Source organism: uncultured Rikenella sp., from assembly GCF_947628055.1.
Lineage (GTDB): Bacteria > Bacteroidota > Bacteroidia > Bacteroidales > Rikenellaceae > Rikenella.
Genome location: NZ_CANQYJ010000011.1, coordinates 1 through 24,537, shown reverse-complemented (window position 1 = coordinate 24,537; position 24,537 = coordinate 1). Strand labels below are relative to the sequence as shown.

Here is a 24,537-nt window from a genome sequence, read left to right as displayed (position 1 = left end):
TCAAAATATTGATTATAAGTCAAATAACATAAATATAATTTATATTGCATTAATGCACATAATCCTATTTACATTGTGTCGGTTACAATTGTAATTGCTATTTATGTAAAAAAGGCGGGCTCAAACGAGCCCGCCCTCTGCGGTCATCCCTCAAAAAAAGTATCCTAAAACTGGATTTTAGCTTGAATGGCTTTAAACTCTTCCGGCGTCAGTTCCAATTTCGGCCGGCTAAAGTCCAAATCGCTCCCTTCGCTGATCGGAACCAAATGAATATGGGCATGCGGCACATCGAGACCGATCACCGCCACTCCGATCCGCTTACAAGGAACCGCCTTCCGGATATGCGCTGCCACTTTCTGAGCAAAAACCATCAATCCGGCCAACTCCCGCTCCTCCAGATCGAACAGGTAATCGACCTCTTTCTTCGGCACCACCAACGTATGCCCCTCGGCTAACGGATGAATGTCCAGAAAAGCATAATAGTTCTCGTCCTCTGCAATCCTGTACCCCGGTATCTCCCCGCGTATGATCTTAGTGAATATCGTAGCCATTTTTACCTCTCCTTAATTATGTTAAATGATTTAATATTCCTCGTACTTAGGTTTCAACAATTCATTAGCAATAACGATCGTCCGCAAATCCGTCACCACCTGCTCCTGCTCCCCGCCCGATTCTTCCCCCCGATCGCTACTGCTATCCTCGCCGGCCGCCTCTTCCGCAACAATCAATCCGGTTCCAGTCGCCATCGTTCCTCCCCCCTCCCTATCCGCACTCCATACCCTATCCTCTTCCCCCTCCCCCTCGTTGATCATTGGCTCCTCCGATATTTTCTCTGCCGAGTTTTCCGGTTCCGGAAAAGGAAAATTCTCGCCCCTTTCCCGCAGCGTCCGCGCCCCTCCAGTAGTTCCCGCTTTCTTTTTCAACATACTCCATCCCGCGTATAAAAACACCCCCGCCACGACCAGAATCCTAATAATCTTTAGTGTTTCTTCGTTTTCCATAACTGTTTTTCTCAAGAATCCCGGTTCGATTGCCGCAAAGCCGACACAAAACCAACAGCCGTTACCATCGAGGAAAGCCAATCCCCCGCGGTCAATCCACCATCGAAGCCTCCGTCCGGTTGACTTTTTCCACCCCTTTGGCCGACCTCACTTTATCCATAATCACTTTCAAATCTTCGCTGCTGCGCACATACAGACTGATCGTCCCCTCGAAAATACCGTCATGGCTGTGAATATGCAGCTCACGAATATTGATATTGAGCTCCCCGCTGATGATCTTCGCCAGATCATACAGAATCCCCACCCGGTCGATCCCCCGAACCTCGATCACCGCCAAGTACGACATCACTTTCTCGCTCGACCACTTCGCCGGCACGATCCGGTCGCCATGCTGCGCCGAGAGTTTCACCGCATTGTGGCAATTTTTCTTATGCACCTCGACCTTGCCGTCATCCATTTTGAACCCCACTACCTCGTCTCCCGGAATCGGATTACAGCACTCCGCCATCACATATTCGTACTCATCCGCTTCAGCAGAATGACCGTCCGTTCCCGAAGAGGAACTCAGGAACCGGAACGGATTGGCGAACTGCAACGTCCAGTATTTCATGATTTTGCTCGCCGCATTCTGTTTCAGTATCTTATCCAGTCCGTCCAGCCGAATGATCCCCGCCCCTAACTTGCTGTAGAATTCGTCCTTGCTCGACGAATGATAGGCCGGCAGCACCTTTCGGAAAACCCGCGCCTGCAAAGGCACCCCCCGTTTCTTCATCTCCGCCTCGAACAGCTCCTGCCCCCGCAGAATATTATTCTCCCCGTCCCGCTTAAGGAACTGTTTGATATGCGTTCTGGCTTTCGCCGTGGTGATATGATCCAGCCATTCGACCTGCGGATGCGCGTTCTGCGAGGTGAGTATCTCGATCTGGTCGCCGGTGTGTATCTCCGCATACAGCGGCGTGATCTTGTAATTGACCTTGGCCCCGATCGCCCGGTTACCGATCTTCGAGTGGATTTCATAGGCGAAGTCCAGTACCGTGGCCCCTTTCGGCATCGTTTTGGATTCCCCGTTCGGCGTGAATACCACGATCTCGGATACCTGCAGGTTCAGTTTAAAATTATCCATGAACTCCACGGCATCTTCCGACGGGCTGTTCAACGCCTCCCTGAGCTGCGCCAGCCATTGATCCAATTCGTTATCTCCGCCTACCTCTCCCCCGCCCTTTCCTTCCATCTTGTATTTCCAGTGCGCCGCAAAACCGCGCTCCGCAATCTCGTCCATCCTTACCGAACGGATCTGCACCTCGACCCAAATCCCCTCCGGCCCCATGACCGTACAATGTAGCGCCTCGTATCCATTGGCTTTCGGAATATTGACCCAGTCCCGGATTCGATCCGGCTTGGGCTTGTATATATCTGTAATCAAGGAATATACATGCCAGCATTGCGATTTTTCCGGGATCAGCGGCGAGGGCTTGAAGACGATCCGGATGGCGAACAGGTCGTAAATTTCTTCAAACGAGACCTGTTTGCGTTTCATCTTCTTCCAGATCGAATAGACCGACTTGACCCGTCCCGAGATCTCGAATTCGATGTTGTTTTCCTTGAGTTTCTCGATGATCGGCGGGTTGAATTTCTCGATGAATTGCAGCCGCTGCGGCTCCGTATCGGCCAGTTTCTGCTTGATCTGGTTGTACTCGTCCGGGAAACGGTATTTGAGGCTCAAATCCTCGAACTCGGTCTTGATCGTATACAGCCCCAACCGATGGGCCAGCGGTGCAAAGAGGTAGATCGTCTCCGAAGCGATCTTCATCTGCTTGTGCTTGGGCATGGCCCCCAGCGTCCGCATATTGTGCAGCCGGTCGGCGATCTTGATCAGACAGACCCGTATATCGTCAGACAGTGTCAGGAGCATTTTTTTGAAATTCTCCGCCTGCTTGGAAATATCCTGTGAGAAAGCCCCTTCTAATTTGGTCAGCCCGTCCACCATCGAGGCCACTTTGGCTCCGAAACGATGTTCGATGTCCTCGACCGTATAATCCGTATCCTCCACCACATCATGCAGCAAAGCGGCCATCACCGACTTCACCCCTAATCCGATCTCCACCACCACGATCCGGGCCACTGCCAGCGGATGGGTGATATACGGTTCGCCCGAATGCCGTTTCACCCCCTTATGCGCTTCATTGGCAAAATAGAATGCCTGCCGGATCCGGTCGTAATCCTCCTCGCTTTTGCATATAGGCGCACAACGCTCCAGCAACTCGTCGAATTGCTGCTGGACCATCAATTCATCTTTATCGTAACTTTCCGCCGCCGGCTTCCTTTCCGCCCCCGCCAATCCGGCAGGAACGGTCAGAACTGCTCCGGAGGAAGGGCTCGAGTCTGACATAATTCGCGTTTTTCGACACCCAAGATATAATTTTTCCGGGAATAATTCGTCACTCTGCCGTAAAAAAAACGGGCATTCGTTATAAAATGAATGCCCGCCGATGAATCTGAGCAGAAAAATGTCCGATTACTCCGCCGCATTGTCGAAAGCCGCCCGCACCTTTGCCTCCAACTCTTCGGCCAGTGCGGTATCCTGCATCAGCAGGTTTTTGACCGCATCGCGTCCCTGCGCCAATTTCCGGTCGCCATACGAGAACCACGAACCACTCTTCTTGATGATATTGAATTCCACGCCCCAGTCGATAATCTCGCCGATTTTGGAAATCCCTTCGCCGAAAACGATATCGAACTCGGCCCGTCTGAACGGCGGCGCCATTTTGTTTTTCACGACTTTGACTTTCGTGCGGTTCCCCGTCGCCTCCTCGCCGTCCTTCACCGCCGCCCCTTTGCGAACATCGATCCGGATCGACGCATAGAATTTCAGGGCATTCCCCCCCGTGGTGGTTTCCGGATTGCCGAACATCACGCCGATTTTCTCGCGCAGCTGGTTGATAAAGATGCACAGCGTATTGGTTTTGCTGATGCTCGAGGTCAGCTTGCGCAACGCCTGCGACATCAATCTGGCCTGCAAGCCCACCTTGGCATCCCCCATTTCGCCTTCGATCTCGGCTTTCGGGGTCAACGCAGCCACCGAGTCGATCACCACGATGTCAATCGCACTCGAACGGATCAAATGGTCGGCAATCTCCAGCGCCTGCTCTCCGTTATCCGGTTGCGAGATCAGCAGGTTATCCACATCGACGCCTAATTTTTCGGCATAAAACCGGTCGAAAGCATGTTCGGCATCGATAAACGCGGCAATGCCGCCCGCTTTCTGCGCCTCGGCGATCGCGTGAATCGCGAGGGTCGTCTTCCCCGACGATTCCGGCCCGTAAATCTCCACGATCCTCCCCCGCGGATACCCGCCGATCCCCAGCGCATGGTCCAACCCGATCGATCCCGACGATATGACCGGCACATCGGCTACCACATGGTCGCTCATACGCATAATGGTTCCTTTGCCGAAATCTTTTTCGAGCTTATCCATCGCCGCCTGAAGCACCTTGAGCTTCTCGGCCGGAATCTCCGGTCTTTTTGGGGCGGCTGCCTTTTCCGTTCCCGCCGCCTTAGCCGCCGGGGCTTTTTCTTTTTCTTCTGCCATTCTTTTATTCTGTAATCTAAATTGTTATTGATTTACCGATCCTCGTATGCCTCGAGTATCTGCCCGAAATGATCCTTGGTATTCACCTTTTCAAACACTTTTTCAATTACGCCGTCCGTACCTATGATAAATGTAGTACGCAGCATCCCCATATAAGTCCGCCCCATAAAGCGTTTTTCACCCCACGTCCCATAGGCCTCCGCAACGGCATGGTCGGCATCGACCAACAGCGTAAACGGCAGTTCCTGTTTTTCGATGAACCGCCGGTGCGAGGCCGCGCTGTCCCCGCTCACCCCCAGCACCACAAACCCGCGTTCCAGCAGTTCGTGATACCCGTCCCTGAGTGAACAAGCTTCTGCCGTACATCCCGGCGTATTATCTTTCGGGTAAAAATAAAGTATGACTTTTTTTCCGCAGCCCAGCACACCGTGGAGTGTGACGGGTTCGCCATTTTGATCCGATGCCGTAAAATCCGGCGCCTTGTCCCCTGCTTTCAACATCGTATATTAGGTATTTTGCATGTCCATTTCTTTAGCTCTCGCCCCCGCAAACCGAGTTCGAGCCTTATACTACCGTTTACTTGAACGGCGAGTCCGGTTCCTTCGCCATATGGTTGTAGTACAACCTGTCCAGCCACCCCGGCGCCCAGAATTTCAGAATCCGCGTCGCCTTGCCGTCGAAATCCATCAACAAGGTTCGTTTGCGTTTGGCGATAGCCCGCACGATCCGTTCCGCCGCCTCGTCCGCCGTCATCATCTTGCCCTCCTCGCGCGGCGACCTCCCCTGCTGCGATCCGTCCGCCGTAAGCGCCGCGAACCGCACGTTGGAAGCCGTAAATCCCGGCGCCACGATCAAGACATGCACCCCTTTCTTCAAATTCTCGATCCGCACCGTCTCCAACAGCCCCTGCATCGCATACTTCGACGCCGAATATCCCGTCCTCCCCGGCAAGCCGTGGAATCCCGCCACCGACGAAATCCCCACGATCGACCCGCGCGAAGCCTGTATGTAAGGCAGCGCATATTTCGTGCAGTAGACACATCCCCAGAAATTGGTATCCATCAACCGCCGCAAGACATCCAAGTCCACCTCATCAAATAAAGCCCGCATCGAAATCCCGGCATTATTGACCAGCACGTCGATCCGCCCGAAAGCATCCACTCCCGCCTGAATCAAGCGTTTGCAGTCCTCTTCCCGCGAAACATCGCACTGTACCGCCAAAGAGCGCACCGGCAAAGAAGCGACCACCGCCTCCAACTTGTCCATCGACCTCGCCCCCGCCACCACATGCGCCCCCCTGGCCGAGAAACTGCGCGCCAGCGCCGCGCCGATCCCCGACGAAGCCCCCGTCACCACCACCACCTTGTCCTTAAAATCCATCATAGCCTTATTTTACATTCATTATGCCCTGATTTTCAACCCGTCGTAAGCCGGAAAAACACCTTTCGGCAGAACCCGCAGCAAATCTTCGTACCGTCCCAACTGGTGCGAGATATGCGTCAGGTACGCCCTCCCCGGCCCCGCCGCCTCAATCACCGCCAACGCTTCGTCCAACGTAAAATGCGAAATGTGTTTCTCCCGCCGCAACGCATTGATCACCAGTACATCCACCCCCCTGAACTTGTCAATCTCCGCCGGCTCGATCGCATTCATATCCGTCAGGTAAGCGATATTCCCGATCCGAAACCCCAGCACAGGCAATCGGTAATGCATCCCGCGAATCGGCACCACCCGCACCCCGTGCACCTCGAACGCCTCCGCAGGAGAGAGAATCGGATGCAACACCACTTCCGGCACCCCCGGATACTTCGGTTCCGTGAAGGCATAGTCGAACACCCGCCGCAAAGTCTCCTCGACCCGCGGCTCGCACCACACGTCCACCGGCCGCTGCATCACGTAGTTGAACCCCCGTACATCGTCCATCCCTCCCACATGATCCATATGCCCGTGGGTGTACAAAATGCCGTCGATTTTCCCGACATGCTCGCGCAGCATCTGATACCTGAAATCCGGCCCCGTGTCGATCACGATCCGCACTCCGCTATCCGTCGTCACTAACACCGACGACCGCAGCCGACGATCCCGCGCATCCCCCGACCTGCAAACCTCACAGTCGCAACCGATCATCGGCACCCCTTGCGAGGTGCCGGTTCCCAGAAAAGTCAATTCCGTCATCGCAGTCCAAGCCTCCCCCCTACTAATCCCGTCAAACCAGCTTCAACTCCCGTTTGATCCGTTCGATCTTCTCGCCCAACTGCGCATTGACCGCATCATAAGCCGCAACATCCGAGAGCGGTTCCCGCACCCCGAAGTAGAACTTGATCTTCGGTTCCGTCCCGGAAGGCCGGATCGACACGATCGTCGAGTCCTCCGTCACGAATTGAAGCACGTCCGACTTCGGCAGATGATCCATCGCCTCCCGAACCCCCTTGACCACTTTATACTGCCCCTGGTAATCCCGCACTTCGACCACCGGCGAACCGCCCAACTCTTTCGGCGGCTGATTCCGGAGATCGACCATCATCTGCCGGATCTCCTGCTGCCCCTCCTTCCCCTTGCGCACCACCGACACCAAGCCTTCCTTGAAGAATCCGTACTTCACATAGATCGCCTTGAGCAAATCCAAGAGCGACCCTTTCCCCGTATGTTTCGCCCACGCCGCACATTCGGCCACCATCGAAGCGCTCGCCACCGCATCCTTGTCCCGCACCGAGTCCCCGATCAAATAGCCGTAGCTTTCTTCCCCCCCCCCGATAAACTGTTTCTTCCCCTCATTCTCCCGAATCACCGCCGCGATGAACTTGAATCCCGTCAGCACGTCATAGCATTCCACCCCAAACGAAGCTGCAATCCGCGCAATGAGTTCCGTCGTCACAATGGTCTTCACCACGAACTCCTTACCCTCGCCCGGATGCAACCGTCCGAGCTCTTTCCACCGTTCCAACAGATAATAAGTAAGCAGCGTCCCCGTCTGGTTCCCGTTCAGCAACAGCATCCCGCCCCCTTCAGTCTGCGCCTGCCGCACCGCGATCCCGATCCGGTCGGCATCCGGGTCGGTCGCAATGACCAAATCCGCCCCCGTGGCATCCGCCTTCGCTATCGCCAGTTTCAACGCCGACGGTTCCTCCGGATTCGGCGACACCACCGTCGGGAAATTCCCGTCATTGACATCCTGTTCCGGCACATGGATCACATTCCGGAACCCGTACCTCGCCAACGAAGCCGGCACTAACCGCACCCCCGTCCCATGTATCGGAGTATAGACGATCCCCATCCCTTCATTCGCCCGCACCGCCTCCGGCGACAGCGACAGCCCCGCAATCCTATCCAGATAAGCCCGATCGACCTCCTCGCCGATCATAACAATACGCCCTCCGGCCGTCTCCGCCCCCGAAAAGCGAACCTGCGAAACATCCTCGATCTTATTGACCTCCTCGATAATATTGACATCGTGCGGCGCAATCACCTGCGCCCCGTCGTTCCAATAGGCCTTATACCCGTTGTATTCCTTCGGATTGTGCGACGCCGTCACCACCACCCCGCTCATACAATGCAAGTACCGGATGGCAAAGCTAAGCTCCGGCGTCGGCCGCAGCGCATCGAACAGATAGACCGTAAACCCGTTCGCCGCAAACACCTCTGCCGTGGTCTTCGCAAACAGGTCGCTGTTGTTCCTGCAATCATGCGCCACCGCCACCGAAATCCCCCCTGCGATCTTCGCCTCTGCCGGGAAAGATTTCTTGAGGTAGTTCGCCAACCCCTGCGTCGCCATCCCCACCGTATAGACATTCATCCGGTTGGTTCCCACCCCCATAATCCCCCGCAAACCGCCCGTCCCGAATTCCAGCGTCTGATAAAACGATTCCGTCAGCTCCTTCGGATCGCTCTCCATCATCCGCCGCACCTCCGCCTTAGTCTCCGCATCGAACCCGCCGTCGAGCCACTGCTGCGCGCGTTGCGCCACGATTTTGTCCACCTTGTTTTCCATATCCGTTCCGAGTTTTACGTTAGTACTATGAGTTGTCGTCAAACCCCGCCGTTCGTCTTGACAAATTTAACACTTTTATTCGGATAGACAACCCCTCTTTTCCGAGTTCCGTCCGACCGCATTTCCACGTGCCGCCGCGACCGCTGTCGCCGCCAGTCGATCCGGCCGATTCCAACCCTTTGGCCCACAACGACAAGCAACATAAAAATAATCGGAACAATCTGATAATAAGTATAATAAAAAATTTATCCGCATGAAAGATTCACCCGACAAACCCTAAACCGGCTTATACCAAACGGTTGCTTCGGAAGGCCCGAAATTGTATAATCAAACATTCCGAAAAAACAATCCCGATGTGTTTTTTTTATTCCGATTTATTCCACACTTTTGTACGACCGAAACGGGCGAATCGCCTTTTTCGGGGGGTGTAAAATTATCGAATGGAATAAATGGCCTCCGGCGAAATTTTAGACGAAAGATACGATGCTATTTGGCAGAATTGCCTGAGTCTGATCAAAAACCAGACTTCGGAAGATGAATTCGTCAAATGGTTCAAACCCATGGTGCCGCTGAGCTTCGATGGGGAGAACCTTCGTATCCGTGTCCCGGACCAGCGCCATGTCCAGTACATCGAGCAGAATTACATCTCGATGCTGCGGCCGATCATCCGCGAGGAGTTCGGGGTGAAAACCCGGCTGCACTACGCTATTCCGAACGGGGCGCCTGCCGGACGGCAGCAGACCGGCGGCATGAACGCTTCTTTATATAGCCAGACGAATACCTCTACGATAAAGAATCCTTTCATCATTCCGGGGATCAAAAAAGTCACGTTCGACTCGCAACTGAATCCGGAACTGACGTTCGCAAATCATATCGAGGGGGACTGCAACCGGCTGGCCAGGTCGGCGGGGATTTCCATTAGCGTGGCGCCGGGGAAGACGTCTTTCAATCCGCTGTTCATCTATGGCAATTCGGGGCTGGGGAAAACCCATATCGCGCAGGCGATCGGACTGGCTGTCAAAGAGCGGGATCCGGAATGCAAGGTGCTGTATGTGAGTTCCAACCGATTCCAGAATCAGTTCCAGACAGCGGCTTGGCGGGGAGAACTGAACGACTTTATCCAATTCTACCAGATGATCGACGTCTTGATTATCGACGATATTCAGGAACTGGCGGGGAAGCCGGGGACACAGAATATATTTTTCAATATTTTCAGCCATCTGCGGATGCTGGGGAAACAGCTCATCCTTACTTCGGACCGGCCGCCGGTGGAACTGACCGATATTGAAGAACGGCTGATTACCAGATTTAAGTGGGGATTGTCGGCGCAGCTCACAGCGCCGGATTTGGCGACCAAAGTCGGGATTATACGGCATAAGTGCAGGAAGATGGGGCTGGAAGTCGAGGACGATGTGGTGCAATTCCTGGCACAGAATATCAAAGCGAATGTACGGGAGATCGAGGGGGCGTTGACCTCATTGGAAGCGCATTCGAGGTTGCTGGGGAAACGGATCACGCTCGATTTGACGAAGAGTGTGATGCGGGATATTGTGCGGATCGAAACGAAAGAGATTACGGTCGATTCGATTATCGAACTGACCTGCTCGACGCTCAAGGTGGAGCGGGATGTGCTGCTGTCGGCGAAACGGACGCGCGAAGTGGCGCAGGCGAGACAGATTGCGATGTACCTGTGCAAACAACATACGAAGACGCCGCTGGCAGGAATCGGGGCGGCGTTGGGGGGGAAGAACCATGCGACGGTCTTGCATGCTTGCAAAACGATTCCGAACTTGATCGAGACCGACAAGATTATTCGGCAACAGGTCGAAGAAATCGAACGGCGGTTGCGATAGGGGCTGTTTTTCAGGTGCGGCAAATAATATGCGATTTTACACCCAAAACCCGTGCTGCATCGGTGTGGCACGGGTTTTGTATTTAGCTTAATCGACGCTTCAACTCACAGGTCTGGGAGGCCTCGAAAGTCTCCTCACCCGTGGCAAGTAAGCGCCGATTCAACTTGTCATCAGTAGTCATAACTTCACTCTGTACACCATACGGAGCTTGAATGTATGGTACGATGAAAGCCAAAAGGGGACGTGGGTCCCCTTTTTTATTCGCGATTCTATACTTTATTGTAACCCGCATTTTTGGGGGGCATTTTTTCGGCTCGCGCCGGTTCCGACTTTTATAGGAGTGGCCTCTGTCCCAAAAGATCGGTGGCCGGCAGGCCCGGCTCGAGTGCCGAGCCGGAAGTTTCATCGGCGGTAGCTCCGGTTCCAGTGCGGGAATATTTCTTTGTTCTATTCTATTCTATCGCCGAAAAACTTCTCCCCATCCAGCTGCACAAAATCGGCACAATCCCAAATCAGCCGTATCGTCCTGTTCCCCAAACCCAAAGAGACCGCAATATCCTCCAGATTAACCAGATAATCCTTCTGTCTGGCATCCCCGCCAAAAATTTTCCGAAAGCGGTTCAATTCATTCCGGCACTCCGCATCCCCCTCTGCCAAACGAGACATCCGATCGCATTGATTTCGGAAATCCGAGAAATAGGCATATACCCCTTTCACCGGCAATTCGATTCGATCCAGCTCGACACCCCCACAGAAACGTACGCCGCACAATGCAGCCTGACGAAACGAAACACCCTCCATTCGGTTTTTCCTCCTTTTCTTCGTCTCTTTTTCCCTCGTTGCGAACACACAATTCGAAACTCTGCCAATAAAGACAGCGCCGTCAAAATACGACCGACCGAAATCCACCGCTTCAAAATCGCAATGGATAAAAGTGCAATCATAAAACTCGCAGCATCCCACCGCCCGCAGTTTCACCTCCTGAAACAGACAGTGTTCGTACACCGACGGTTTCCCTCCATCCCCCATGCCAAACTCTGTCGTATTCGTCCGCACAAAATCGCAATATTCGAACCGGCATCCGCAATCACGCACGCCGGTCAAGTCAGCCTCCGTGAAATCGCACTCGCAGAATCTTTTTCTACGCCACCGCGCTCCTCTGCCCCGACAGCTAAAATCGGCTCTGCCGAACTGACCCATAATAAAATCTTCATCTCGAGAGATTTTCATCTCTTTGCCCTCAAAGTTCCCAAATAACATATCATCCAATATTTATATTACGCCAACCGTGTTTCCCGGCTGTTACATTTACGGAATTTCCGGCATTTCCTTTTCCTCCGTTGATATGAGGTTGGTGTCGAATATAATCAACGCTTCAACTCGCCCCACGACCTTCCCACCGGCGGCAAGTAAGCTCAACATAAACTTCTCATAGTCATTGTACACTCTCTGCTGTCTTCAACGTATATATATGTGACTTTCGGTCGCGCGGGCCGCATCCCTGCCCGGAGCCAGCGAGGGCGGAACCGAACGCAGAAAGGTTGCAGCCCTTCGCCGGGGGTGGCTCCGGGCTGGCCGCTGACGCGGGAACAGATCGTCCATGAATTGTACACTAAAAATTCAACGTGTTCAGTCTCGCGCCCCCACTGCGCGAACAAAACGAACTTGCATGCACTGCCGAGCCGCGAAGAAAAAGAGACCGAAAGTCCCCAAAAGGACAGGGGATACAAACAATCGAACAGTTTATTTAAAATAGACGAAGAAGCCCCACGGCGGCAGATAAAAATGCACATGCGAGCGCAAAAGCGCAAGTTCCGGCGAACCGATCTGCCGGAACGAACCGTTGAAATCCTCATCATAGAGCTCGAAATCCGCATGATCCGGAGAGAGATTGAACAGCCCCATCACCACCGAATCCCCCACCCTGCGTTTGATAGCAAAGACCTTGTCTGACAGCGAATTATCCATCGCATACACATCCCCCCCGCAAAGCCCCCCCCGCAAAGCCACGTGAGAGTGCCTCAATCCATTCAGTTCCCGATAAAAAGCCTCCCACCCGTTATTTCCCAGCCCGCTCCAGTCGATCCGATCCTTGTCGAAAAAAGCCAGCTTCCGATCCGAACCCGCCTCCTGACCGTTGTAAATCAGCGGCATACCCGGCAGCAGGTACGTCAGCGCCGCCATCTGCCTCACCGCCGCCCCGAACCGCACGAACTCCGACCCATTCCACGAATTTTCGTCATGATTCGACGTAAACCGCATCCGCAACGCATCCATCGGATAAGCCTCCCCCTCCCGCAACAACCGTTCGCGCAGCACCGCCGCCGGCGCAGAGACCTTATTCTGAGCCACATCCACCATCAGATGATGCACCTCCCAGGAATACGTCGCATCGAACGCCACCCGGTGAAACTCCGGCCCCTCCGCCTCCGCCAGCATGAACAACCCGCGCGAGCGAGCCTCCATAAACGCCGCCAACTCCGGCACACACGCATCCCAAAACCCGATCGGCTCCAGCATCGCCATATCCACCCGAAAACCGTCGATCGCCGTTTCGCGCAGCCAGAACAGCATCGCCTCCACCATCCCCCGCCTCATCGCCGGATTGTCGTAGTCCAGCTGCGCCGTATCCGTCCAGTCGTACGGCGTCGCGATCTCCCCCGTCTCCGGGTCACGCTTGTACCACTCCGGATGAGCCTCGACCCATACCGCATCGCGCGACGTATGATTCGGCACCCAGTCCAGAATCACCCGCATCCCCAGCCCATGCACCGCCTCCACCAACTGCCGGAACTCGTCGAACGTTCCGAACTCCGGATTCACCCCGCAGTAGTCCCGCACCGCATAGTAACTCCCCAGCGTCCCCTTCCGCCGCTCCACCCCGATCGGATAGATCGGCATCAGCCAAAGAATATCCACCCCCAACGCCCTGAGCCTCGGCAACTGCGCACGAACCGCCGCGAACGTCCCCTCCGGCGAGAACTGCCGCACATTCAACTCGTAGATCACCGCATCGTATGCCCACTCCGGATGCCGCTTGCACGCCTGCGGCCGACAACGGTACAACAATTCTCCCATATGATCACCCGATTTTTACATAAACCTCTTTATTTCCAATACGATACAGAGTTTCCCCTATCGCAATCTCCGCCTCGATCCCATTGGTCGAAGCCATCCGCACCTCGCCCGCCCCGATTTCGAACCGCAGGATCGCCCCCCGATAATGGAGTTCAAACCCTAAGGAGCTCCACCCCTCCGGCAGCCGCGGCGCCACATGCAGCCGCCCGTCCGCTCCGACCCGCACCCCGCCGAACCCTTCGATCACCGAAAGCCACGACCCCGCCATACTCGTAATATGCAACCCCTCGTGCACCTCCCGGTTATAGTCGTCCAAATCCAGCCGCGCCGTCCGCAGGTAAAGCTCATAAGCCCGTTCGGAACGCCCCGTCAGCGACGCGAGAATCGAATGCACGCACGGCGACAAAGAGGATTCGTGCACCGTCCGCGGCTCGTAAAAGTCGAAATTCCGCGCAATCGTCTCCCGATCGAACTGTTCCTGAAAGAAATAGAGCCCCTGCAACACATCCGCCTGCTTGATGAAACAGCTCCGCAGGATCCGGTCCCACGACCAGTGTTGATTGATCGGGCGCTGCTCCGCCGGAATATCCGCCGCCCGGAGCTGCTCCTTGTCCATGTACCCCTCCTGCTGGAGAAAGATAGTCTCTCCCGCCTCATTCACAGCAAGTTCCGGCAGAAACATTCTGTCCGCCACCGCATGCCACCGCGCAAATTCATCCTCGTCGGCATTCAGCCCCGCCGCCGCAACGATGCGCCGGTAATCCGCCGGACAATGCCCCCTCACCCACTCCGCCGCCTCGATCGCGTACCGCAGGCACCAACATGCCAAGTAATTGGTATACCAATTGTTATTGACATTGTTTTCATACTCGTTCGGCCCCGTCACCCCGAGAATGACGTACCGCCTCTTCGCCGCAGAGAACGTCGCCCGCTGCGCCCAGAACCGGGCAATCCCGATCAAAACCTCCAATCCCCCCTGCACTAAATAGTCCCGCCGCCCCGTATAGCGACAGAAATTGTAGATCGCATAAGCGATCGCCCCGTTGCGGTGAATCTCCTCGAAGGTAATCTCCCATTCGTTGTGGCACTCCTCGCCCGTCATCGTCACCATCGGGTAGAGCGCCGCACCGCCCGAAAATCCCAGTTTCGCCGCATTTTCGATCGCCTGAGGCAGCTGCCGATAGCGATACAGCAGCAGCTGCCGCGCCACCTCCTCGCCGCAAGTCGCCAAGTAGAACGGCAGACAATACGCCTCCGTATCCCAATAGGTACTCCCTCCGTATTTTTCCCCCGTAAAACCTTTCGGCCCCACATTGAGCCGGCTGTCCCGCCCCGTATAAGTCTGCAACAGCTGGAAAATGCAGAACCGAATCCCCTGCTGGGCCCGATCATCGCCGCCGATCGCCACATCCGCCCCTTTCCATCGTTCTGCCCACGCCTTCTCGTGTGCCGCCAGCACCGCGTCGAATCCCGCACCGCAAGCCCGGTCGGCCACAGAACAGGCCGCGATCTCCAACTCCGAAACCGGATGGTTCAGCGACGACGCCACCCCCACGAACTTCCCGACCGCCAACGTCTCGCCGACTGCCAAAGTCGTTGTGAACCGTTCCGCCACCCGCTCCCCTGCCGAAATATTTTCCCCCGCCAAACTCCCCGCCGCACAAGAAACCGCTACCCGCTGCCCCCAGCAGACCTCGAACCCCGTCTTCCGCGTCCGCATCGTCAGCGCACGGCCGTCCCGATCCAAAGAGACCAGCTCCCAGAATTTTTCGTCATAATTGGCATCCGCATTCCGCACATCGCCCTCGACGAAAACCGTCGCCTCGACATCGACCTCCCCCCCGTCAAGCAGCGTCAGCCGGTAGGAGACCGCCCCCAACTCCGGTTGCGCCATCGACACGAGCCGCCTCGCCTCGACCGCCACCCGCACTCCACTCTTCGGCCATACGGCGACAAACGCCCGCGTCAGCAATCCCCGCCGCATATCGAGTTCCCGCCGAAAATCCTCGACCCGGCAAGCCGACAAGTCCAAGCATTTCCCTCCGATATGGAAATCCACCCCCGGCCAAAACGCCGAGTTGAGCACTTTGGCGAAATACTCCGGATAGCCGTTTTTCCACCACCCGACCCGCGTCTTGTCCGGGTAAAACACCCCTCCGATATAATTTCCCTGCAAAGTCTCCCCGCCGAAATATTCTTCAAAGTTCGCCCGTCCGCCCATCGCCCCGTTCCCGATGCTGAAAAGACTCTCGGAGGCCATACAGGTCCGCCCGTCCTTTGCGTCGAATCCTGTTTCCACGATCTTCCACGGATCGATTTCCAATCTGCGATCACTCATTGGCTTTGATACTAAGTCGTTTTTCAATTTCCCACCACGAAATCCCGGCGAATCCCGGAATCACGAAGTCCGCTTCGCGCAAAATGTCCGGATTTCCGATCCCCACACTATACATTCCTCCGGCCCTCGCCGCTTCGATCCCCGCCGCCGCATCCTCGAATACCACGCACTGCGTCGGAAACAGATCGCCGCCCAGCAAAGAAGCGCACTTCAAGAACACTTCCGGATCGGGTTTCGTCCGGGTCACCATCGTCCCGTCCACCACCGTGTCGAACAAATCCCTGATTTTCAACCGGTCGAGAATAATCCCCGTATTCCGGCTGGCCGACCCCAGCGCGGTCCGCACCCCCGCCGCACGCACCTGTTCCAAAAACGAGAGTACGCCTGGCAGTATCTCGTCGGGTGTCATCCGGGAAATATATTCCACGTACCATTCGTTTTTCTGCGCGGCCATCTCCTCTTTCCGCCCTTCCGTAAACGCACTGCCGCCGAATCCCCCCACTTCCAACAGAATCTCGAGTGACTGCATCCGGCTCACTCCTTTCAGCCGTTCGTTATCGGCTTCGGTGAACTCGAATCCTAATTCCGCTGCCAACCGCCGCCAGGCCTGGTAATGGTATTTCGCGGTATCGACGATCACGCCGTCCATATCGAAAATCGCCGCACAAATCATAATTTCTCTATTTTAGCGTAGGTTTATTGTACGTGCATGGGAGGGTACTGTTCTCTTTGTGAACAAAGAGAACCAGAAAAACTTTTTGAGATGCTAACGCATCTCTTGAACCTGCCGGATACCCTTGTTTTTGATCTTTTTGGGGTGTGAGCAATAGCGGGCATAAGGCATAGTACTCAATGGCCCGCTATTGCCACGCCCCAAAGAAAGTTCAATGCCAAAGGACTGCGGAGCCTAAGGAGTAGCGCAGCTATCTGAAAGTTTCTTTGGTTCTTTCTTTTCAAAGAAAGAACGGTTCCATCCGGCACAGGGCAATATAAACCTACGGTTAATTAGCAGAATATTTGCGATTTGCGGTCACATAAGTCCCCGCCAGTAACCGAACCGTCAGTATACGAACAAGGTTCCCGCAGTTGCAGCGGGAACCTTATTCAGGACAAAAGCCATGCAATTTTTTACAGCAGTTTGCCGAGTTTTTCCGCCAGTGCCGCTTTGGTCGTCGCCCCGACCTGCTTGTCCACCACCTGTCCCCCCTTGACGAAAATGATAGTCGGAATATTCCGGATAGAGAATTGTGACGCGATCTCATCGTTCGAGTCCACATCGCACTTCCCGATAACAGCCCGATCGGCATACTCCGCCGCCAGTTCTTCCACAATAGGCCCCACCATCCGGCACGGTCCGCACCATTCCGCCCAGAAGTCGATCACCACCGGTTTGTCCGACGCCAGAATTTCCTTGAAGTTGGCCGAATTGATCTCTAATGCCATAACACGTTTCTATTTAAAAAGTTATCGAATGGAGATTTAGTTTCCGTCCCATGCAAAAAGCATACAAATCTAATCAATTAATCCGGTATTTGAAACCGTAATCGTCCAACAGACCCACCACCTGCGGATTGAGTTCGACTTTCGGCGTCCGCGTCCGCAAGGCCACCTTGACCCCGCTCGCCGGGTCGAAGATATGGAACAGCAGCGACACCGGCCCCGCCGAAGCCGCCGCCGTACTCGACAAGTCGGCGATGAACCCCGTCGATAAGTCCTGCACCGGGATCGTCACCACCAGCTCCCGAATGTCGTTTTCCATCACCTCCGCCAGACTTTTCATGCTCTTGACGACGACCTCCATCTCGCCCGGCCGGAATCGGCTGGCCTGCACGCGCCCTTTGATGAGTATCGAGTTCTGTTCAAAGCAGAACGAATGGAAAGTCTCCCAATCCTTGCTCCACAGCGTGAAAGTATGGCTTCCGCTGAAATCCTCGATCGTGAACCGCCCGTACGGTTTTCCCGTCTTCGTCGTGAGGTACTGCGCCGAAGTGACCATCCCCGCCACCGTGAAATCGCGCTCGCGCATCGACGAGAGGTCATCCAACTCGCTGACCGTATTGGAACAATACTTCTCGATCAGGATCCGGTAGTCGTCCAGCGGATGCGACGAAAGATAGATCCCCACCACCCCCTTTTCCTTTTCCAGCGTTTCGAGTTTGCCCCACGTCTCCGCACTCGGAATCTCCGGTTTCTGCACCATCACCCCCGACATCATCTCCCCGAACAGGCTGTTCTGGTTCTGCGCCCGTTCCGCCTGCACCAAACTCCCGTAACGAATGAGCAACTCGATGAACGACGCCCCTTTATTATCCAGCGCAAAGAACTGGCTCCGGTGGAACGGCGCGATCGAATCCAACGCCCCCGCCAAGGCCAGACATTCGATATTCTTCTTATTGACCGTCTGCAAATTGACCCGCTCCACGAAGTCGAAAATATCCTTAAAGTCGCCATTGGCTTTCCGCTCGTCCAGGATCGCCTGCACCGCATTTTCCCCTAATCCTTTGATCCCGCCCATCCCGAAGCGGATGTTCTGTTCGCTGTCCACCGAAAAGTGATGCCGGCTTTTATTGACATCCGGCCCCTTGACCGGCGCCCCCATCCGCTTGCACTCGTCCATGAAGAAGCTGATCTTCTTGATATCCGACAGGTTCCGGCTCAGCAGCGCCGCCATGAATTCCGCCGGATAGTGCGCCTTGAGGTACGCCGTCTGGTACGACACGTAGGCATAGCACGTCGAGTGCGACTTATTGAACGCATACGACGCGAACGCCTCCCAGTCGCTCCAAATCTTCTCGCACACCGCCCGGTCGTGCCCCTTGGCCACCGCTCCGTCCAGAAAATCCCCTTTCATCTTGTCCAGCACGTCCTTTTTCTTCTTCCCCATCGCTTTCCGCAGCGTGTCGGCCTGCCCTTTGGTAAACCCGGCCAGCTTCTGCGAAAGGAGCATCACCTGCTCCTGATAGACCGTAATCCCATAGGTATCCTCCAGATATTCCGCCATATCCGGCAAATCATACGTGATCGGCTCCCGCCCCTGCTTCCGCGCAATGAAGTTCGGGATGTATTCCATCGGCCCCGGCCGGTACAGGGCGTTCATGGCGATCAAGTCCTCGAACCGGTTCGGTTGCAATGCCCTCAGGTGTTTTTTCATCCCCGGCGATTCAAACTGGAACAGCCCGGTGGTCTCCCCATTGGAATAGAGCTCGAAAGTCTTCTTGTCGTCTAACGGTATGGCATCTATATCCAGGTCGATCCCTTTGGATTCCTTGATATTCTGCACGGCGTCCTTGATAATCGACAAAGTCTTGAGCCCGAGGAAGTCCATCTTGATCAGCCCCGCATCTTCGACCAAGCTCCCTTCGTACTGCACCACGAACAGTTCCGCATCCTTCGCTGTAGAGATCGGCGCGAACTTTTCGAGGTCGTCCTGCCCGATGATGATCCCGCAGGCATGCACCCCGGTCTGCCGCACCGACCCCTCGAGCTTCTCCGCATACCGCAGCGTATCCCGAATCAGCGGATTGTCCGAGTTCCGCTCCGCCGCCAGCTCCGGCACCTCCTTGTAAGCCTTTTCGAGGGTCGTCCCCGGTTTTTCGGGCACCATTTTCGACAGCCGGTCGCTCTCCGCCAACGGCAGCTTCTGCACCCGCGCCACATCCTTGATCGCAGACTTCGCCGCCATCGTCCCGAAAGTAATGATGTGCGCCACCCGCTTCTGCCCATACTTCTGCACCACGTAGTGCATCACGTCTTCGCGTCCGTCTTCGTCGAAGTCGATGTCTATATCGGGCAGCGAAATCCGCTCCGGATTCAGAAAACGTTCAAACAGCAGGTCGTATGCGATCGGGTCGATATTGGTAATTTTCAGACAATATGCCACCACCGATCCCGCCGCCGATCCCCTGCCCGGCCCCACCGAGACCCCGATCTCCCGCGCCGCCCGAATGAAATCCCACACGATCAGGAAATACCCCGGGAACCCCATCCATTCGATGGTTTTGAGCTCGAAGTCGATCCGTTCCCTGATCGCCTCCGTCAGCTTATCCCCCGAATACCGCCGCTCCGCCCCCTGCCACACGATATGCCGCAGGTACAAGTATTGCCTTGCCGTCAAAAGCAGCTCCGCCGCCTGTTCCCCCAACGCCTCGATCTCCGCCTCGGAATGGCAGGCGTTCACCCGCGCCGTGACAGAGGCCAGCTCCTCCGGTTTGTCCTTGTATATCTTCCCTAACCCCACTCCGATCGACTCCTTGAGCGGCGCGAGTTCCACCACGAAATCATCCGGCAAAAGGAAGTTCGGCATGTACGGTTTGTGGCTCAGCGAATACTCTTCGACTTTGTCCACAATCTCCTGCGTGGTCGCCAACGCTTCCAAGTGATCCGGAAACAGGGCGGCCATCTCGTCATAGCTCTTCAAATACTCTTGTCCCGTATACCGCATCCGCTGCGGGTCGTCCAAATCGCGCCCCGTACTGAGGCAGATCAGCCGGTCGTGCGCTTCGGCGTCTTCCGCCAGAATATAGTGCACGTCGTTGGTCGCAATGTATTTGATTCCGTACTTTGCCGCTAATTTCAGCAGGGCCTTATTGACGGTCACCTGATGGTCGTACACCTTTTCGTCCCGCATCGGGTCGCCGGTTCGGTGGGCCTGCAATTCCAGATAGTAGTCGTCGCCGAACAGGTCGTGAAACCATTTCACCGCGGCGTCGGCTCCGGCCAAGTCCCCCCGCATGATGCACTGCGGTATCTCGCCCCCGAGGCACGCGGAGCTGCAAATAATCCCTTCGTGGTACTGTTGCAGCAGTTCCTTGTCGATCCGCGGGTGGTAATAGAATCCTTCGGTCCACGCATAGGAGACCAGTTTGATGAGGTTGTGGTACCCCTCCAAGTTCTTGGCTAACAGAATGAGGTGGTGACCGCTGCGGTCTTCTTTTTCGGTCTTGTCGAACCGGCTCCGGGACGCTACATAGACTTCGCATCCGAGAATCGGTTTGATCCCGGCTGCACGAGCGGCATTATGGAATTCTTTCACTCCGAACATGTTGCCGTGGTCGGTGATGGCCAGCGAGGTCATCCCCAATTCCTTGGCCCGGGCCAGCAGTTTCTTGATGGCGGCGGCACCGTCCAGAATGGAGTATTGCGTATGTACGTGTAAATGAGTAAATTCTGCCATTTTAACCATTGTTTCCCGCTCTTGACGGGTCGCTTACAAAGATAGTTTTTTCCGTCTGCTTCCCGACGGACCGGACATAAAAAAGATGGTATGGGTTGATGGACAACGACTGCCGTATTATACGAAAAACGTATAGTAAAAGTTTTGCATATCCGGCCTCGCGCCCACCCCCTTAAGACAGAACAGACTCTCGGTTCAGTGCCGAGCGGTATCGGGGCGTTGATTCTGAAGAAAAATACCCGAAAGACTTTTGTGAAACTGCACTATTCCTTAGGCTCCGCAATCCTTTTGCATTGCGTTGGGTTCAGGCTGTGATTATTCTATGATTCGCCGTTCCCGGGCAAAAGTTTTCAGAAATTGGTCAGCCTCCCGCCAATCCGGCATGAACGACCCCACCAGACGGTAAAACTCCTTGGAATGGCTGTTGACCACGAAATGACACAGCTCGTGCAGTACGATATAGTCGATGCACACCTGAGGCGCTTTGACCAGGTGCAGGTTCATGGTAATCAGTCCTTTCGTATAGTAGCACCGCCCCCAAGCCCGGCGCATGGAGAAGATTTTCAGACGCGGTGCCGGTATTTCATATCCTTGCGCCCGGAACAGCGGCAGCCAGCGGTCGATCGCCTCCCGAAACGTTTTTCTGGCCTGACGCCGGTACCAGTTCTCCATGAAAAGCGCGAAATTCTCCCGTGTAGGCGGGCACAGCGATACGATAAAAGACCGATCCTTGATAACCAAAGCATTTCGCCGAGCGCCCGTTTTCAGGACTACCGGATACTCGATACCGTGCAGCAGGAATTTGCGGCGTACCGAATGAATGGGCACGGCCGCCCCTGTGCGTTCGGCAGGAACGGGAGGCTGACGCCGCGAACGAATCGGGCGTTTCCTTAGGAGGATCTTAATGATGCCCATCGATATAAACGATCATTTTTTCCGTTTCGTCCGGGCCGAACCAGCGTATCTGCGGGTCGCGCCGCAGCCACGTCAGCTGCCGTTTGGCATACCGGCGCGTATTCCGTTTGATCCGTTCGACCGCCTCGTCCAGCGAAGTCTTGCCGTCGAAACAGTCGAACAATTCCCGATACCCCACCGTCTGCAAAGCCGGCAAATGCCGGTCGGGATACAGCCGTTCCGCTTCGGACAACAAGCCGCTTTCGAGCATGAGGTCCACCCGTCGGTCGATCCGTTCGTACAGTTCCTCCCGAGGCAAAGTGAGGCCGATTTTCAAGGTGGTGAAACTCCGTTGTTTCGCCATGCCGCTCCGCAAAGCCGAATAAGGCTTCCCGCTCAGCCGGCACACCTCCACCGCCCGAATCACCCGCTGCGGATTCTGCCGGTCTACGACCGCAAAATATCGGGGATCGGTTTGTTCCAATTCTTTCAACAGATCGTCTAAAGGTGTGGAAGAGAGTTCACTCCGCAGCGTCGGATCCGCCTCCGGCAGGTCGTCGAACCCGTCGAGCAAAGCACTGATATAAAGTCCCGATCCTCCCACCGCCAACACCGCCGGAAAAGCCGGGAAAAGCTCGCCGTCGAGCAGCGCCAGCACCTCCCGTTCGTAGTCCCCCGCCGTAAACGGTTCGTGGATGCTCTTATTCTGAATAAAATAGTGCGGCACCCCCTCCCGCTCGGAAACGGAAGGAACGGCCGTGCCGACGGTCATCTCCCGGTAGACCTGCCGCGAATCGGCCGAAACGACCGGAATGCCATAATGTCGCGCCAGCGCCACCCCCGCTGCCGTTTTTCCCACCCCCGTCGGCCCCTGTATCACGATCAGCCGGCGTTCAGTACTCGTCGTCATACGTGTCGTCCCCCTCGAAAGCCCCGAATTCGTCCATCGCTTCGTCGAAAGCCGAACGTTCGGCCGGCTCGTCCCCGGGTTTATATTGCAGCGGCGGTTCCCCGACCGCATTCACGATGCGCGGATACTGTATCCCGTCTTCCGCGAATTTGCATTCGAGCAACTCGATGAAAAACTGACGTTCGTTGAAAAAGTCGAAGACGTAGATCAGCCGTCCGAATTTCTCCCGGATGATCTGTCCGAGGGTCACCCGTTCCATGGGCAGCGGCACGCAAAAACTGTCGTCCTCGGCTTCGATGCCCATATCGACCGAAGTGAATTCGCGCATTTTTTCCCACTCGGCGTCCGAAGTGAAGATCGAAGCCATTTCGGCGGGGCTGTAGCCCACCGATTCGCGCAGGTAGGTATGGAAATCGGCCAGGTTCATGTCGTAGGGCACTTCGTAGTCCCTTACGAATTCTTCCGCCTCGTCGCTGAGCATCCTGAATTTAAATATCATAGACATGGTTTTGCCGTTTTGATCTGTCCAAAGATAACTTTTTTTCGGTTCCGTTTATGGTGGAAACCTGTGAATTCGTTTTCTTTGTGTACGGAAAACAAAACTTTCAATTTGCTGAATGATGAAAAAAATAAGAGCAGCCATCGTCGGTTACGGGAATATCGGCCATTATGTATTGGATGCGTTAGAGACGGCGCCTGATTTCGAGATTGCAGGCGTCATGCGGCGCGATGCGTCGAATGTGCCGGCGGAGTTGGCGAAATATCCGGTCGTGACTTCGTTGGAGGCGTTGAAAGAGGTGCAGGTGGCGATCCTCTGCACGCCGAGCCGCAGCGCACGGGCTTATGCGGAAAAGGCGCTGGCGCTGGGGATCAATACGGTGGACAGTTTCGACATCCATACGGATATAGTCGAAACGCGGCGGGCGTTGGACGCAGTGGCGCGTAAGAACACGTCGGTGGCGGTGCTGTCGGCGGGCTGGGATCCGGGGACGGATTCGATGGTGCGGGCGCTGTTGGAAGTCTGCGCGCCGAAGGGTCTGACGTATACGAATTTCGGGCCGGGGATGAGCATGGGCCATACGGTGGCGGTCAAGGCGATCGAGGGGGTGAAGGCGGCTTTGTCGATGACGATACCGACGGGGACGGGGATTCACCGCCGAATGGTCTACATCGAGGTGAAGGAGGGGTATGATTTCGCGGCGGTGGCGGCGGCGATCAAGGCGGATGCGTATTTTGTGCATGACGAGACGCATGTGATGCAGGTCGAATCGGTCGATGCGCTGCTGGATATGGGCCACGGGGTGAATCTGACGCGAAAAGGGGTCTCGGGCCGGACGCCGAACCAGCGGTTTGAGTTCAATATGAGCATCAATAATCCGGCGCTGACGGCCCAGATCATGGTGGGGGCGGCACGGGCATCGTTGCTTCAGAAGCCGGGGGCGTACACGATGATCGAGATCCCGCTGATCGATTACCTTTACGGTGAGCGTGAGGAGTTGGTGCGACGGCTGGTGTAGCTGTTTCTGTAGGGTTTTGTTAAAATTCGGGCGCCGCCTGTGGGGGTGGGGTTAGTTCGGGCGGGATGGGGTGTTGATTTCCCCAGTGCATGGTTTTTGCTGTAGGGTAGTTCCGACCTAAGCGAAACGCAGTATCGCCTGTCCCGGCGGGGGGGCCCGTTGGGGCTTTTGTTGGAGTTTGAGAGGACTTATTAAG

At 55.5% G+C, this 24,537-nt stretch carries 19 protein-coding genes; 2 read left to right on the top strand and 17 right to left on the bottom strand.

Translation table 11 applies throughout. The features are described 5' to 3' along the window. Positions 1-164: 164 nt before the first annotated feature. From Q0Z93_RS02060 to Q0Z93_RS02025, 8 genes are all read right to left on the bottom strand, one after another. A complete protein-coding gene (locus tag Q0Z93_RS02060; protein WP_298062086.1) occupies positions 165-551 on the bottom strand; it encodes an HIT family protein in 387 nt (128 codons plus the stop codon). Positions 552-581: 30 nt separating this feature from the next. Then, positions 582-1,001, bottom strand: coding sequence for a hypothetical protein (locus Q0Z93_RS02055; protein ID WP_298062085.1), 420 nt, complete (start codon positions 999-1,001; stop codon positions 582-584). Between the two features lie 91 nt (positions 1,002-1,092). After that, positions 1,093-3,285 (bottom strand): RelA/SpoT family protein, encoded by a 2,193-nt coding sequence (locus Q0Z93_RS02050; protein ID WP_298062108.1) that lies wholly within the window; start codon positions 3,283-3,285, stop codon positions 1,093-1,095. Between the two features lie 231 nt (positions 3,286-3,516). Next, complete coding sequence (gene recA / locus Q0Z93_RS02045; RefSeq protein ID WP_298062083.1) at positions 3,517-4,590, bottom strand: recombinase RecA; 1,074 nt, start codon at positions 4,588-4,590, stop codon at positions 3,517-3,519. A 32-nt stretch (positions 4,591-4,622) separates the two neighbouring features. Further along, complete coding sequence (gene bcp / locus Q0Z93_RS02040; RefSeq protein WP_298062082.1) at positions 4,623-5,090, bottom strand: thioredoxin-dependent thiol peroxidase; 468 nt, start codon at positions 5,088-5,090, stop codon at positions 4,623-4,625. Positions 5,091-5,166: 76 nt separating this feature from the next. After that, positions 5,167-5,973: an SDR family oxidoreductase gene (locus Q0Z93_RS02035; protein WP_298062080.1), complete on the bottom strand. Its 807-nt coding sequence runs from the start codon at positions 5,971-5,973 to the stop codon at positions 5,167-5,169. Between the two features lie 18 nt (positions 5,974-5,991). After that, positions 5,992-6,765 carry an MBL fold metallo-hydrolase gene (locus Q0Z93_RS02030; protein WP_298062078.1) on the bottom strand — a complete coding sequence of 258 codons (774 nt, stop codon included), beginning with the start codon at positions 6,763-6,765 and terminating at the stop codon, positions 5,992-5,994. A 31-nt stretch (positions 6,766-6,796) separates the two neighbouring features. Next, complete coding sequence (locus Q0Z93_RS02025) at positions 6,797-8,578, bottom strand: phospho-sugar mutase (RefSeq protein WP_298062076.1); 1,782 nt, start codon at positions 8,576-8,578, stop codon at positions 6,797-6,799. A gap of 449 nt (positions 8,579-9,027) precedes the next feature. On the opposite strand from Q0Z93_RS02025, the gene dnaA reads away from it, so the two are divergent. Continuing rightward, positions 9,028-10,431, top strand: coding sequence for a chromosomal replication initiator protein DnaA (gene dnaA / locus Q0Z93_RS02020; protein WP_298062074.1), 1,404 nt, complete (start codon positions 9,028-9,030; stop codon positions 10,429-10,431). A gap of 447 nt (positions 10,432-10,878) precedes the next feature. Here dnaA and Q0Z93_RS02015 read toward each other — a convergent pair whose 3' ends face one another. From Q0Z93_RS02015 to Q0Z93_RS01975, 9 genes are all read right to left on the bottom strand, one after another. Next, the gene (locus tag Q0Z93_RS02015; RefSeq protein ID WP_298062073.1) at positions 10,879-11,691 is read right to left on the bottom strand and encodes a pentapeptide repeat-containing protein; all 813 of its coding nucleotides are present in this window, start codon (positions 11,689-11,691) and stop codon (positions 10,879-10,881) included. Between the two features lie 483 nt (positions 11,692-12,174). Beyond that, complete coding sequence (locus Q0Z93_RS02010) at positions 12,175-13,509, bottom strand: alpha-amylase family glycosyl hydrolase (RefSeq protein ID WP_298062070.1); 1,335 nt, start codon at positions 13,507-13,509, stop codon at positions 12,175-12,177. 4 nt (positions 13,510-13,513) lie between these two features. Continuing rightward, entirely contained in the window at positions 13,514-15,847 is a 2,334-nt protein-coding gene (locus Q0Z93_RS02005; RefSeq protein ID WP_298062068.1) for a family 65 glycosyl hydrolase domain-containing protein, read from the bottom strand. Then, positions 15,840-16,520, bottom strand: coding sequence for a beta-phosphoglucomutase (gene pgmB / locus Q0Z93_RS02000; RefSeq protein ID WP_298062066.1), 681 nt, complete (start codon positions 16,518-16,520; stop codon positions 15,840-15,842). The genes Q0Z93_RS02005 and pgmB overlap by 8 nt, the downstream gene beginning before the upstream one ends. A gap of 455 nt (positions 16,521-16,975) precedes the next feature. Beyond that, positions 16,976-17,290 carry a thioredoxin gene (gene trxA / locus Q0Z93_RS01995; RefSeq protein WP_298062064.1) on the bottom strand — a complete coding sequence of 105 codons (315 nt, stop codon included), beginning with the start codon at positions 17,288-17,290 and terminating at the stop codon, positions 16,976-16,978. Positions 17,291-17,363: 73 nt separating this feature from the next. Then, the gene (dnaE, locus tag Q0Z93_RS01990; RefSeq protein WP_298062062.1) at positions 17,364-21,020 is read right to left on the bottom strand and encodes a DNA polymerase III subunit alpha; all 3,657 of its coding nucleotides are present in this window, start codon (positions 21,018-21,020) and stop codon (positions 17,364-17,366) included. Positions 21,021-21,335: 315 nt separating this feature from the next. Beyond that, a complete protein-coding gene (locus tag Q0Z93_RS01985) occupies positions 21,336-21,935 on the bottom strand; it encodes a YgjP-like metallopeptidase domain-containing protein (protein WP_298062060.1) in 600 nt (199 codons plus the stop codon). Beyond that, entirely contained in the window at positions 21,922-22,824 is a 903-nt protein-coding gene (gene miaA, locus Q0Z93_RS01980) for a tRNA (adenosine(37)-N6)-dimethylallyltransferase MiaA (protein WP_298062058.1), read from the bottom strand. Before miaA ends, Q0Z93_RS01985 begins: the two co-directional genes overlap by 14 nt. Next, complete coding sequence (locus Q0Z93_RS01975) at positions 22,808-23,329, bottom strand: hypothetical protein (RefSeq protein WP_298062056.1); 522 nt, start codon at positions 23,327-23,329, stop codon at positions 22,808-22,810. The genes miaA and Q0Z93_RS01975 overlap by 17 nt, the downstream gene beginning before the upstream one ends. A gap of 115 nt (positions 23,330-23,444) precedes the next feature. Between Q0Z93_RS01975 and Q0Z93_RS01970 the strand changes: the two genes are divergently transcribed. Further along, positions 23,445-24,341 carry a diaminopimelate dehydrogenase gene (locus Q0Z93_RS01970; protein WP_298062055.1) on the top strand — a complete coding sequence of 299 codons (897 nt, stop codon included), beginning with the start codon at positions 23,445-23,447 and terminating at the stop codon, positions 24,339-24,341. Positions 24,342-24,537: the final 196 nt, after the last annotated feature.

What these genes read in the sequence shown, in the direction of transcription:
- Q0Z93_RS02030 (WP_298062078.1), bottom strand. Translation starts at nt 6,765, where the DNA reads ATGACGGAATTGACTTTTCTGGGAACCGGCACCTCGCAAGGGGTGCCG.
- recA (WP_298062083.1), bottom strand. Translation starts at nt 4,590, where the DNA reads ATGGCAGAAGAAAAAGAAAAAGCCCCGGCGGCTAAGGCGGCGGGAACG.
- Q0Z93_RS02035 (WP_298062080.1), bottom strand. Translation starts at nt 5,973, where the DNA reads ATGATGGATTTTAAGGACAAGGTGGTGGTGGTGACGGGGGCTTCGTCG.
- Q0Z93_RS01975 (WP_298062056.1), bottom strand. Translation starts at nt 23,329, where the DNA reads ATGTCTATGATATTTAAATTCAGGATGCTCAGCGACGAGGCGGAAGAA.
- Q0Z93_RS02055 (WP_298062085.1), bottom strand. Translation starts at nt 1,001, where the DNA reads ATGGAAAACGAAGAAACACTAAAGATTATTAGGATTCTGGTCGTGGCG.
- bcp (WP_298062082.1), bottom strand. Translation starts at nt 5,090, where the DNA reads ATGTTGAAAGCAGGGGACAAGGCGCCGGATTTTACGGCATCGGATCAA.
- pgmB (WP_298062066.1), bottom strand. Translation starts at nt 16,520, where the DNA reads ATGATTTGTGCGGCGATTTTCGATATGGACGGCGTGATCGTCGATACC.
- Q0Z93_RS02015 (WP_298062073.1), bottom strand. Translation starts at nt 11,691, where the DNA reads ATGTTATTTGGGAACTTTGAGGGCAAAGAGATGAAAATCTCTCGAGAT.
- miaA (WP_298062058.1), bottom strand. Translation starts at nt 22,824, where the DNA reads ATGACGACGAGTACTGAACGCCGGCTGATCGTGATACAGGGGCCGACG.
- Q0Z93_RS02025 (WP_298062076.1), bottom strand. Translation starts at nt 8,578, where the DNA reads ATGGAAAACAAGGTGGACAAAATCGTGGCGCAACGCGCGCAGCAGTGG.
- Q0Z93_RS02005 (WP_298062068.1), bottom strand. Translation starts at nt 15,847, where the DNA reads ATGAGTGATCGCAGATTGGAAATCGATCCGTGGAAGATCGTGGAAACA.
- Q0Z93_RS02010 (WP_298062070.1), bottom strand. Translation starts at nt 13,509, where the DNA reads ATGGGAGAATTGTTGTACCGTTGTCGGCCGCAGGCGTGCAAGCGGCAT.
- Q0Z93_RS02050 (WP_298062108.1), bottom strand. Translation starts at nt 3,285, where the DNA reads ATGGTCCAGCAGCAATTCGACGAGTTGCTGGAGCGTTGTGCGCCTATA.
- Q0Z93_RS01970 (WP_298062055.1), top strand. Translation starts at nt 23,445, where the DNA reads ATGAAAAAAATAAGAGCAGCCATCGTCGGTTACGGGAATATCGGCCAT.
- trxA (WP_298062064.1), bottom strand. Translation starts at nt 17,290, where the DNA reads ATGGCATTAGAGATCAATTCGGCCAACTTCAAGGAAATTCTGGCGTCG.
- Q0Z93_RS02060 (WP_298062086.1), bottom strand. Translation starts at nt 551, where the DNA reads ATGGCTACGATATTCACTAAGATCATACGCGGGGAGATACCGGGGTAC.
- dnaA (WP_298062074.1), top strand. Translation starts at nt 9,028, where the DNA reads ATGGCCTCCGGCGAAATTTTAGACGAAAGATACGATGCTATTTGGCAG.
- dnaE (WP_298062062.1), bottom strand. Translation starts at nt 21,020, where the DNA reads ATGGCAGAATTTACTCATTTACACGTACATACGCAATACTCCATTCTG.
- Q0Z93_RS01985 (WP_298062060.1), bottom strand. Translation starts at nt 21,935, where the DNA reads ATGGGCATCATTAAGATCCTCCTAAGGAAACGCCCGATTCGTTCGCGG.